At 36.8% G+C, this 12,393-nt stretch carries 11 protein-coding genes; 9 read left to right on the top strand and 2 right to left on the bottom strand.

Features of this window, described 5'->3' with window-relative positions; all coding sequences use genetic code 11:
* Nucleotides 1-152: 152 nt before the first annotated feature.
* The 9 genes from ACT9TX_RS14690 to ACT9TX_RS14650 all read left to right on the top strand — a co-directional run bounded on the left by ACT9TX_RS14690 (nucleotide 153) and on the right by ACT9TX_RS14650 (nucleotide 8,609).
* Nucleotides 153-656 carry a GNAT family N-acetyltransferase gene (locus ACT9TX_RS14690; protein ID WP_481339375.1) on the top strand — a complete coding sequence of 168 codons (504 nt, stop codon included), beginning with the start codon at nucleotides 153-155 and terminating at the stop codon, nucleotides 654-656.
* 136 nt (nucleotides 657-792) lie between these two features.
* On the top strand, nucleotides 793-1,035 hold the full coding sequence (locus tag ACT9TX_RS14685) for a PqqD family protein (RefSeq protein ID WP_481339374.1): 243 nt from the start codon (nucleotides 793-795) through the stop codon (nucleotides 1,033-1,035).
* 33 nt (nucleotides 1,036-1,068) lie between these two features.
* Nucleotides 1,069-2,121: an ATP-grasp domain-containing protein gene (locus ACT9TX_RS14680; protein WP_481339372.1), complete on the top strand. Its 1,053-nt coding sequence runs from the start codon at nucleotides 1,069-1,071 to the stop codon at nucleotides 2,119-2,121.
* Nucleotides 2,122-2,251: 130 nt separating this feature from the next.
* Nucleotides 2,252-3,610: a hypothetical protein gene (locus ACT9TX_RS14675; protein WP_481339371.1), complete on the top strand. Its 1,359-nt coding sequence runs from the start codon at nucleotides 2,252-2,254 to the stop codon at nucleotides 3,608-3,610.
* A gap of 91 nt (nucleotides 3,611-3,701) precedes the next feature.
* Complete coding sequence (locus tag ACT9TX_RS14670; protein WP_481339370.1) at nucleotides 3,702-5,894, top strand: urea transporter; 2,193 nt, start codon at nucleotides 3,702-3,704, stop codon at nucleotides 5,892-5,894.
* A complete protein-coding gene (locus ACT9TX_RS14665) occupies nucleotides 5,882-7,078 on the top strand; it encodes a tetratricopeptide repeat protein (protein WP_481339368.1) in 1,197 nt (398 codons plus the stop codon). The genes ACT9TX_RS14670 and ACT9TX_RS14665 overlap by 13 nt, the downstream gene beginning before the upstream one ends.
* Nucleotides 7,066-7,689: a tetratricopeptide repeat protein gene (locus tag ACT9TX_RS14660; RefSeq protein WP_481339366.1), complete on the top strand. Its 624-nt coding sequence runs from the start codon at nucleotides 7,066-7,068 to the stop codon at nucleotides 7,687-7,689. The genes ACT9TX_RS14665 and ACT9TX_RS14660 overlap by 13 nt, the downstream gene beginning before the upstream one ends.
* Nucleotides 7,690-7,920: 231 nt before the next feature.
* On the top strand, nucleotides 7,921-8,085 hold the full coding sequence (locus ACT9TX_RS14655) for a hypothetical protein (RefSeq protein WP_481339365.1): 165 nt from the start codon (nucleotides 7,921-7,923) through the stop codon (nucleotides 8,083-8,085).
* A 152-nt stretch (nucleotides 8,086-8,237) separates the two neighbouring features.
* On the top strand, nucleotides 8,238-8,609 hold the full coding sequence (locus ACT9TX_RS14650; protein ID WP_481339364.1) for a helix-turn-helix domain-containing protein: 372 nt from the start codon (nucleotides 8,238-8,240) through the stop codon (nucleotides 8,607-8,609).
* A 79-nt stretch (nucleotides 8,610-8,688) separates the two neighbouring features.
* Here the strand turns inward: ACT9TX_RS14650 and ACT9TX_RS14645 are convergent, their stop codons facing one another.
* Both ACT9TX_RS14645 and katG read right to left on the bottom strand, forming a co-directional pair.
* Entirely contained in the window at nucleotides 8,689-9,399 is a 711-nt protein-coding gene (locus ACT9TX_RS14645; RefSeq protein WP_481339362.1) for a DUF4397 domain-containing protein, read from the bottom strand.
* Between the two features lie 212 nt (nucleotides 9,400-9,611).
* A complete protein-coding gene (gene katG / locus ACT9TX_RS14640) occupies nucleotides 9,612-11,840 on the bottom strand; it encodes a catalase/peroxidase HPI (protein WP_481339360.1) in 2,229 nt (742 codons plus the stop codon).
* Nucleotides 11,841-12,393 lie beyond the last annotated feature (553 nt).

The following is a 12,393-nucleotide window of genomic DNA, read 5'->3' as shown; positions in this document are numbered from 1 at the left end:
TATTTAAAAAAATATTCATCAATACAGCATATTAACAATCTACGTCATCATAATAAATTGATAGGATTATAAGTAATAAAAAATGCAGCAGCAAAGGTTACTGCTAGTTTTGTCGTCTAACGATTTTTAATTGTCATCTCAAATTTATTCCAATGGCTGTAACTATAAGGCAGTGGGTTCAAACCGATTTGGAAAACTTGGTGCTGTATGCTAATAACGTCAATATCTGGAACAACCTGCGCAATTATTTTCCTACACCTTATACCGAAGCAGATGGAATTGCTTGGCTAGAAAAAACTATTGATGCCTCACCTATTGTAAATCTTGCAATAGATATAGATGGGCAAGCTGTTGGTGGTATTGGTCTTATTTTAAATAGCGATGTGTATATTATGTCTGCCGAAATTGGTTATTGGCTTGCAGAACCTTTTTGGGGGCAAGGTATAGCCACAGAGGCGGTAAGGCAAATGGTAGACTATACATTTTATTACTACGATATCATAAGATTATATGCTGAGGTTTTTGAAATTAACAAAGCATCTATGCGCGTACTTGAAAAAAATGGCTTTTATCTTGAAGGCTTGAGACGCAAAGCAGTACTAAAAAATGGTGTGCTAATGGATGATTATATATGGGTGAAACTGCGCCCTTGGTAAGCACACAAGGCATTAACAAAATAGTAACATTTAACAACAAAAGTTTTTTTCAGTAACCACATCTAATTGTTTGAGCGCAAATACATACAATATCGCTTAAAAAAAGCCTTACCTAACCATTTAAAACGACTTGTTTATGCACCTGAAAAAAAACATTGCTACCAGTGAATCTGGTTTCATCTTCAATCCTTCAACAGGAGATTCGTACTCAGCCAATCCAATTGCAGCCGAAATTTTAGGCTTACTAAAAGAAGGCATTCCTGCTTCTACCATCAAATCACAAATACTAGAACGTTACGATGTAACCAATGCCCAATTGGAAAAAGATTGGGACGATTTTGCCAATCAACTAAAATATGCCAATGTTTTAGAACAATAACCTGCGCCTTTAATAAACCTAAACCTTTTTGCCATGAATGAAACCAAACAACACCTTACGGTTGCCGTTACAGGCTTGAACGCTATTGACAGCCCTGGCCCTGGCATTGCAGTTATAAGAGCCTTAAGAGATGGCTTGCCAAAACCATTACGCATTATTGGCCTAGCTTACGAGACTATGGAACCAGGTATTTATTTACACGATGTGGTAGATAAAACCTACCAAATTACCTACCCTGGTGCTGGCACAGAAGCATTACTTAATCGCATAAAATACATACACGAGAAGGAAAAGATTGACGTACTCATTCCAAATTTTGATGCAGAACTGTACAACTTTATGAAGCTGGCACCAACATTAAAAAGTATGGGTATTGCTACATTTTTACCAACTTTTGAACAGTTTGATGCGAGGGAAAAAATGAATCTCTATCAATTTGGATTAAAATATGGCTTATCTGTGCCTGCTGATAAAGTAATATATAGTGTAGATGAATTGTACACTTGTGCTGACTTGTTTGGCTATCCAATAGTAGTAAAAGGTAAATACTACGATGCGGTAATTGCCTATACCATTGAGCAAGCACAAAAGGCATTTTACAAACTCACGGCTAAATGGGGCTACCCAATTATAGTACAACAATTTATTAGTGGCAATGAAATAAATATTGCGGTGCTAGGCGATGGTAAAGGCAACGCTGCCAGCATTATTCCCATGAAAAAGCTGTACATCACCGATAAGGGCAAAGCTTGGGCTGGCATTACACTTGAAGATGATACACTAATTGCACTTGCCAAAACCTTTGTACAAGCCACTAAATGGAAAGGCGGTTGTGAACTGGAAATTATGCGAACCGAGGCAGGTGTACCGTACATTATGGAAATAAATCCGCGTTTTCCTGCATGGATTTATTTAACGGCTGCTTCTGGGCAAAATCAACCTGCGGCTTTAGCTAAAATGGCGTTAGGTGATGATGTGCAGCCCTATACAGATTATGAAGTAGGTAAAATATTCATTCGCTATTCGTGGGATCATATAACTGATGTAAAAGAATTTCAACAAATAAGTGGCTTTGGCGAGTTGTAACCGTTTCACACGAAGAAACTAAGATTACAAAGACCGCAACGAAAGAATTTATTAATTATAAAACCAATTATACCCTTAGTGTACATTGTATTCTTTGTGCACTTTGTGTGAAATAAAAACAAAAAATACCATGCAAAAATTAAGATACGAAAGCCCAAGTATTCAAAAAATGAATGCTGGTTTAATGAACAAATATGGTACACGTACCGAGTACGAAGCTGTAAAACACATAGATGGCGTTTCGGTAAAAAGTATGATAGAAAAATATGGATCGCCGGTGTTTGTGATTAGTGAAAGAACCATTCGCAAAACCTACCAAAGTGCGGTTCGTGCATTTAAAACCCGCTACCCAAAAGTGCAATTTGCTTGGAGCTATAAAACCAATTACATAAATGCTGTGTGCAAAATTTTTCACCAAGAAGGTAGCTGGGGTGAAGTGGTGAGTGGCTTTGAATACCGAAAAGCTTTGGGTAATGGTGTACCAGGCAATAAAATTATTTTTAATGGTCCTGAAAAATCGGATGAAGAATTAACACTGGCCATTAATAACGATTCATTGATTCACATCGATCATTTTGAAGAGATGTATCAATTAATTGATTTGGCTGACAAGATGAATAAAAAACCAAGAGTTGCCATTCGTGTAAATATGGATACAGGTATTTACCCTATGTGGGATAGATTTGGTTTTAACTACGAAAATGGGCAGGCTTGGACCGCCATGAATAAAATTGTGGCTTCGGGTAAATTACAATTAACAGGGTTGCACTGCCACATAGGCACATTTATGCTAAGTACAGAAGCGTATGCAATTGCTGTGCGCAAATTGGGCGACTTAGCATGGAATGCAAAAACCCAATTGAATACCATTATTCAATATTTAGACATGGGTGGCGGCTTACCAACAGCCAATAATTTACGTGGTGCCTATATGCCTTCGGCAGATATGATACCAAGTGTAGATGAATTTGCAGAAGCAATTACCAATGCCTTATACAATATTGGGTTTAACACCGAAGAATTGCCTTTGCTAATACTAGAAAGTGGCAGAGCATTAATAGATGATGCTGGGTATTTGTTGGGTACTGTATTGGCTAACAAGCGCTTAAGCGATGGACGTAAAGCAACCATTATGGATTTTGGAGTGAATATTTTATTTACCGCATTTTGGTACGAACACAAGATGAGCCCTGCTCAAGATTTTACACACCACACAGAAGATATGGTGCTGTATGGCCCATTGTGTATGAATATTGATGTGGTAAGAAGCAGCATCAACATGCCATTGCTAAACCGTGGTGACCATGTAGTGGTGCATAAAGTAGGTGCTTACAATATGACACAGTGGATGCAGTTTATACAAATGCGCCCAAACGTGGTACTGATTGACGAAAGTGGCAATACGCATTTAATAAGGCGAGCTGAAACACTTGAGTACATTGAGCAAATGGAAATATTGCCAGAATATTTGAAGGAAATTAATTTGTAAAGCTTCACCACAGAGGCACAACGTAAAATCGTTTCACAACGTTGTGCCATATTGTATCGTTTAATTGTTGTGGTTAATTAAAAAAAGTAAATTGAAAGTAGGTTCTATTATATCATTCACTAAATACATGGCAAGTGCTGTATTAAACAGCTATGGCATGCTATTCTTTTCTAAGAATAAAATTTTTGCATCGCTCATTTTAGTGGTTTCATTTTTTACACCTTTTACAGGTGCCTGTGGCTTAGCAGCAGTAATAGTTGCCATTCTTGCAGCACATGCATTGGGCTTTGGCCAAGCGCAAATAGAAAATGGCTTACTAACATACAGTGTGGTTTTATTTGGTCTAGGCTTTGGAACCAATTTTGAATTTGGAATTGCGTTTGCCGCCTTATTAATTGTAGGCGCTTTGCTTACATTTTTTATTGCTACTGCATTAAATGCAATTTTAAATAAAAGAGGGTTGCCAGCTTTATCCTTAGCATTTATCATAAGTACTGCTTTATTAATTGTAGCTTCTAAAAGTTTTGGCGGTATTGGATTAACATACAGGCATATTTACTGGTATAACGAGATGTATGCTTTAGGTGGTAATAGACTAGTAAATGTGATTGCTACGATTGAGAACTGGAGTATTCCAGATTTTGTTGCTGGCTTTTTTAGAAGTATGAGTGCCATTTTATTTCAAGTAAATATTGCGTCAGGTATTATTTTATCCATTGGCTTAATAATTTATTCTAGAATAGCCTTTATGCTAATGGTTTTTGGGTACACGGTTGCAATTTTCTTTGGGGTTTTAATGGGTAGCTTTAATCAAGTTGATGTAAGCTACTACAATATGGGTACTAATTTCATGTTGGTAGCTGTAGCATTAGGTGGCTTTTATTTAATCCCTTCTATCCGTTCATTTTTATGGATTTTCATTTCGGTGCCTATTGCTTATTTAATGGTTTCAGGCGTAGGAAGTTTACTGTTTAAAGTTGGAGTACCTATTTTTTCTTTACCATTTTGCATTACGGTAATTCTGTTTTTATACATGTTGCAAATGCGTACAAGGCCAAGTAAACTAGTGCTTACACCCATTCAATATTACAGCCCAGAAACAAATTTATATCGCTACATAAATGGCAGAGACAGGTTAATGAACAATGTGTATCACCAATTATCCTTACCATTTATGGGTGAATGGATGGTAAGCCAAGGCTATGATGGCACCATGACACACAAGGGCGATTGGAGCAAAGCTTTAGACTTTGTAATACTAGATAGTGACATGAAAACCTATCGCTTTCCAGGAAATTTACCTGAACATTTCTATTGCTACAATAAGCCTGTATTGGCGCCAGCAGATGGTATTGTTGAAGATATAATTGACCATGTAGAAGACAATGAAATTGGTGGTAATAATACACAACAAAACTGGGGAAACAGTATCGTAATTAAACATGCAGAGGGCTTATACACTAAACTATCGCATCTTAAAAAGCATTCCTTTAAAGTGGTTAAAGGTGCTTATGTAAAAAAGGGAGAAATAGTTGCATTGGTAGGTAATTCTGGTCGTTCACCAGAACCACATTTACACTTTCAAGTACAAGCAACACCGTATGTTGGCTCTAAAACGTTGGCTTATCCAATTAGTTATTTTACCACAAAAAATAACAAAGAGGTTGTGTTGCAAAATTATAGCACACCAGCAGAAGGTAGTTTTGTAAGCAATGTTGCTGGCAATACACAATTGCAACAGGCCTTTAATTTTCAACCAGGGTATATTTTAAACGTGCAAGCTGAAAATTTTGCTGAAGAAGCTTGGGAAGTTTGTACCAGTATTTACAATGAAACCTATTTATATTGTGCTTCGCAAAATGCATTTGCTTATTTCATTAACAATGGAACTGCATTTTATTTTACCAATTATTTTGGTTCTAAAAAAACACTGCTCTATCATTTTTACGAAGCAGCTTACAAAGTGTTATTGAGTTCTGATAAACAAATAAATGTTAAAGACCATTTTCCCCTAAATGTATTTTCTGTAAATCCCATCAAATGGTTGCAGGATGTGCTGGCACCGTTTTACATATTCATTCGTATGCGTTATCAAAGCGAGGTAAAACAAACTGATGGCGTATTAAATAGTGGCAGCATATCCTTCACTAGTACACAAACCCTTGAATTATTTGGCATTGGCAAGCCTCAATCTACCGCCAGTGTGTATGTTAACAACGGGCAAATACATTCTTTTTCAATCACCAATAACCAACAAACAATCTCTGCCTTATGCAGCCACTAAAACCAATCCTATTTTGCATTTGCATCACACTTACTATGTATGCAATGGCACAAAAAACCTTAACGTATGACGAGGTAAATACCAGGAGTTATGATTTATACGAAAAGGCTTCTTGGAAAGAATTATTGGCTTATGGTAAAGAAGCCGTGCAAGCCAAACAAGATTTTACTTTACTACGCTTACGCATAGGTTATGCTGCATTTATTTTGAACAATTTTAGCGAAGCGATACATCAGTATGAACAGGTGCTAAAAAATGACTCGTACAATAACACTGCACACTATTATATATGGCTATGCAGAAAGTATTTAAACCAACCAGAACTGGCCGATGGGCAGGTTAAATATTTATCTAAAGAAGTGATAGCCCAAGAAAAACTTACAAAACTTGCTTTTACTGAAGTTAGTATTGAGGGGAGTTTTAAAACCACCAACACAAGTCTTAGAGATAATACGAACTACGAAAAAATAGAACTCAAAAACAGGTTTGGCTACAATATTCACATGCATCAAGCTGGTGCTTTATTTAATCAATCTATTTCATTAACCAATACTATAAGACCAGGATTTCCACCGCCACCGCTTTATAAAACAGTAGGCATTAACCAAGGCGAGTATTACAATAAAATAACTGCCAATATTAACAGTCATTGGCAGCTAAAAGCAGCTTACCATTATACACAAACCACTTTAGACAATACTGTGTATAACAATCAATCGACACTAGTAGGCATCAAATATTTTAGTAATTATTTTGATGTACAAGCTGATGCTATTTTTTCTACCATTACTGATTCTACCATTAGCCAATACAATGCACAAATAGGTATTTACCCCTTAGGCAATTTAAAATTGTATGGCTTTACTACTGCCATTTTTAGAAACAGACCAAGTGGTTCGGCATTTAATGTGCGACAAGTTATAGGTGTACAAGTATCTAAAAAGCTTTGGCTTGAAGGCAATGCAACGCTTGGCACTTTTACCAACTTGCTTGAAAATGATGGCCTATACATTTATAATCAAATAGATAAAAACTTATTTAAAGCCGGGCTATTTTGTTACATCCCTTTATCATCTAAATGCACTTTAAATATTGGCTACACGCTAGAGCAGAGACAACTTTATAATACCAACAATACATTTAATCAACATTCAATCACAGGAGGTTTAACATGGAAATTTTAAAAAAACAAACTATCACCTTAGCTATCATCTTCATAGCTATTAACACATTCGCACAAACAAGTAATTCTGCATTGCAAAAAGCTTTTAAAGACAGCTACGCACAAGAATATAGCAAGCTATATGGCGAGGCTATTGCAACCCTAACAAAAGTGCACGATGATAATAACTACGAAACCAACTTGCGCCTAGGTTGGCTTAGTTACATGAACAAAAATTACACCCAATCGCAGAACTATTACCAAAAAGCAGTAGCCTTAAAACCGTATGCAGTAGAAGCAAAACTTGGCTTAGTAAAACCATTATCTGCCCTAGAAAGCTGGGATAAAGTATTACAAACCTATGAGGACATACTAAAAATAGATGCGCAAAATATAACGGCAAATTACTGGGCAGGTGTTATTTTATACAACAGAAAAAAATACGATCAAGCGGCTAAATTGTTTGAGAAAGTAGTAAACCTTTATCCATTTGACTATGATAGCAATCACATGCTAGCATGGACCTATTTAAACTTAGGAAAAAGTAACGATGCTAGAACATTGTTTAATAAAGCATTGCTTATACAGCCAGCAGATGCCTCATCGCTTGATGGGCTTGCTAAGCTTAAATAGATTTAGTTTAAAAAAGCGTTAGTGCTTTATAATATTACAGGCAGTTGTTTTAAAAGACAGCTGCCTGTTGTGTTTAAAAAAAGTACAAGTAGTGACGTAGCAATGGATTTAAACCTAAACTTGTATGGTAACGATTGCATGAAGAAGACTGAGTAAATGCCTGTAAAAAAGCTAGCAATACATACTTAAGTACACTGATGTAATTTTACTAAATAATACAAACGAATTAAGATGATAAAATGGGGTATCATAGGCTGTGGTGATGTAAAGGAAGTAAAAAGTGGGCCTGCGTTTAATAAAGTAACAACCTCAATCTTAGTAGCTGTGATGCGCAGAGATGCTGCAACAGCTGCTGATTATGCACAAAGGCATAGGTATATAATAGAAGTGATGTAAATATTGGATGCATTTGGTGGGAAATAAAAAGTATACACTGCCTATTTGTTTATTGAAGTCATCGTATCATTAAATTTGCAATTACTGAAAAACAACTAACTGTATCGGTATTTATCAGTTAGTCTTTACTGACTTTAATAATTCAACCTAAAATGCCCGGCACCATTATTAAACAATTTAGAGAGCTACGCAATTACTCTCAAAGCTATATAGCTACAAAAATGGGCATTTCGCAAAATGCTTACAGTAAAATTGAGAATAATCTTACGCAACTAACTGTTACCCACGTGAAGCAACTTACTTCAATTTTAGATGTACCAGTACTAGATTTATTGAAGGATGAATTTGAAATTCGTAGACCACATAAGTTTGATGCGAACAAAATAGGTAAGAAAGAGGTCGTCCTATATTTACATGATTTACAGCATACACTTAAACTAAAAAAAGAGGACCATCACGTTATGTACAATGCCATACTTACCTTACTAGAAGCTAGTTCAAGCTTGGCAGAAGATATTGATTAAGCATTTAAAAATAATTAGCCCACTGCATAAACCATGACACCTACAGTGGGACTAATTATATGAGCGTGTGTACTATTAACTATTTATTGGTGATAAGTGTTGCACCTAAAGCATTTGTATTATTAGTTGGTGGTGTTGCAAATCCTCTAATTACTACTGTATAAATTTTGCCGGCAACTAAAGTGGCTGGTACAGAAGCAACACTAGCATTTGTAGTTGCATTACGTACATTAAATGTAAAGCTTGAGCCTGTGCTAGTTGCATCTACTGGTGTAAAAGTGCTGCTAACTTTAAATGTCAATGCAGTAAATAAATTGGTAGTGCTTGTACCATTTACCACATTTACACTAGGTGCATCTGGACTTAAGTGTACAAAACGTATATGTGCTTTACCAGCAGCTGGTGCTATTAAATTATCCTCCACTAGAACTGGTTCTAATGTAGATAATCTGTTAGCTGCAAAAAGGGTGTAGTTTTTATCTTTTACTAGTGTAATATCTCTGTTAAGAATAGTTGTGTTAGTACCTGCATTATTTATCTTAACATTTCTTGCACCTGCTTTTACTTTTAAATAACCTGTATTACTATTAAAAGTTACGGCGGCAGTATTTACTTTCGTACCATCCACATAAAGATCTACTGCTGGCGCATCGGGCGACATGTGTTTAATAAAAATACTGGCTTCTTCTACTGGTGCTGCGGCTTCATCTTTTTTACAAGCACCTAAAAATAAAATGGCAGATGCTGCTACTAATGTTAGTTTTTTCAATGACAATTTCGTTGTGTACATGTTTTATTATTTTAAATTTAGAACAAAATAACGCACACAAACACACGTATCAAAGCCTTTACAACCTTGGGTGATAACTAACAACTTGAGTAGCTATAAGCTACAACTAGAAGTTATTACTAAGAAGCAAAGTATTGTAAATACTGGCTACTGAGCACAAAAAAGGCAGCTCGTTACCAAGCTACCTTTAACATTAAAATACTATTTTACTATTAAGCCAAATCAAAACGGTCAAGGTTCATGACTTTGGTCCAAGCGGCTACAAAGTCTTGTACAAATTGCGCTGCACCATCTTCACAAGCATACACTTCTGCCAATGCTCTTAGTTCTGAGTTAGAACCAAATATTAAATCAGCACGTGTGGCAGTCCATTTTACATCACCTGTAACTCTATCTGTACCTACAAATTCTTGTTGATATTCTGAAGTTGCTTTCCATGTAGTACCAAAGTCTAGCAGATTTACAAAAAAGTCGTTGGTTAATGTTTCTGGTTTATCTGTAAATACACCATGTTTAGAACCATCGAAATTGGTATTTAATACACGCATACCACCTACCAATACCGTCATTTCTGGTGCAGTAAGGGTTAGTAATTGTGCTTTATCTATTAGTAAATGTTCAGCAGCAGTATGTGTTCGAGTTTTTACATAATTTCTAAAGCCATCGGCTATTGGTTCTAGTACTGCAAAAGATTCTACATCTGTTTCTTCTTGTGTAGCATCGGCACGGCCAGCCGTAAATGGTACGCTGATAGTGTGACCAGCATTTTTTGCTGCTTGTTCTACACCTGCATTACCAGCTAGTACAATCAAGTCGGCTAAAGACACTGCTTTACCTGCTGTTTGTGTACTATTAAATGCAGCTTGAATACCAGTTAACACATCTAGCACTTTATCTAGCTGTGCAGGATTATTTACCGCCCAATATTTTTGAGGTGCTAAACGAATACGTGCACCATTGGCACCACCACGTTTATCAGAGTTGCGGTAAGTTGAGGCAGAAGCCCAAGCTGTACTTACCAACTGACCAACTGTTAGGCCCGAAGCAAGGATGCTTGCTTTTAAAGTAACTGCATCTGCATCGTTAATTAAAGTGTGTGTAACAGCAGGTATTGGGTCTTGCCAAATTAATACTTCAGCAGGTACTTCTGCACCTACGTAACGGCTTATTGGCCCCATATCACGATGGGTTAATTTAAACCAAGCACGTGCAAAAGCGTCTGCAAACTGATCTGGGTTTTCATAAAAGCGTCTTGATACTTTTTCGTAAGCAGGATCTACTCTTAAAGCAATATCACTTGTGAGCATAAACGGTGCATGACGTTTGGTAGCATCATGTGCATCTGGCACTGTACCTGCACCTGCGCCATTTTTAGGTTGCCACTGATGTGCACCTGCTGGGCTTTTTGTTAGTTCCCATTCAAAGCCAAACAAGTTTTCAAAATAGTTATTGCTCCATTGTGTAGGTGTGGTGGTCCATGCACCTTCTAAACCACTGGTAATAGTATTAATACCATTGCCACTACCAAATGTATTTTTCCAACCCAAACTTTGCTCTTCAATACCAGCAGCAGCAGGTTCTTTACCTACGTATTGTTCAGGATTTGCAGCGCCATGTGTTTTACCAAATGTGTGACCACCAGCTATTAAGGCTACGGTTTCTTCATCGTTCATAGCCATACGCTTAAAGGTTTCACGAATGTCTCTTGCAGATGCTAACGGGTCAGGATTGCCATTAGGCCCTTCAGGATTTACATAAATTAAACCCATTTGTACAGCCGCTAAAGGATTTTCTAAATCACGGTCACCACTATAGCGTTTATCATCTAACCATTCTTTTTCAGCGCCCCAGTAAATATCTTCTGCTGGCTCCCATACATCTTCTCTACCACCAGAAAAACCAAAGGTTTTAAAGCCCATAGATTCTAGTGCGCAGTTGCCTGCTAGTATCATTAAATCGGCCCAAGATAATTTTTTACCGTATTTCTTTTTTAATGGCCAAAGCAACAAACGAGCTTTATCTAGGTTGGTATTATCTGGCCAGCTATTAAGTGGCGCAAAACGTTGCAAGCCCATACCTGCACCGCCACGACCATCTTGAATGCGGTAAGTACCTGCACTGTGCCAAGCCATGCGAATAAAGAAAGGCCCGTAGTGACCATAATCGGCAGGCCACCAATCTTGTGAATTGGTCATTAAGTCGAACAAATCTTTTTTAACAGCAGCAAGGTCAAGCGTTTTAAACTCGGCTACATAGTTAAAAGAAGGGTGCATAGGATTAGACAAAGTTGAATGCTGGCGTAAAATATTCAGCTTTAACTGATTAGGCCACCAATCACGGTTGCCAGTGCCAGTACCGGCCGTTTGCTTAGGTGCTGCACCGTGCATAAAAGGGCATTTTGCTTCGCTACCAGTGGTAGCTGTGTGTTGTTCAGTATTCATAACGGCAAATTTTTTATGTTATTTTTCTTGAGTAAACAAATGTAGCAAGCCCATAGCGAAAACTTCTATCTATTTATTTGATAGAATGATAGTTTAAAGCTATTGAGTATTGGTTTGTAAAATGCTATCGAAATGCGTATGCAAAGGGGTGCGATATTTTAAGTAACACTTAAAAGCTTTGTAAAAACGTGTAGCGCATTTAAAGAGGTGACCAGTATAACTATTAAGGTGAGTAAAGCTTCGAAAGAAGTGAGTAACTCAACTATAAAGGTGACAAAAGATTTTAAAGAAGTGACCCAAGTAACTGTTTAGGTTAGTAACATTTTTTATTAAGTGACTAATGCAACTTCACAATAGAGTAATACTGCTTAAAAGGTGCGTAGCGTAACTATTAAAGTGAATGACAATTTTAAAGAAGTGACTGATGCAACTGTAAAGTGGCATAATATTTTAAAAAATAGGCTTACCACTTTTAAAAGCCAGGGCAAACGCATCTAAATTTCTTTAAAGAGTATATTTTCTAAGAACTTATCGTTTAATATACACATCATCC

The sequence above is a fragment of the Parasediminibacterium sp. HNIBRBA5674 genome, assembly GCF_056745525.1.
This window is presented reverse-complemented; position numbering and strand designations above follow the sequence as displayed.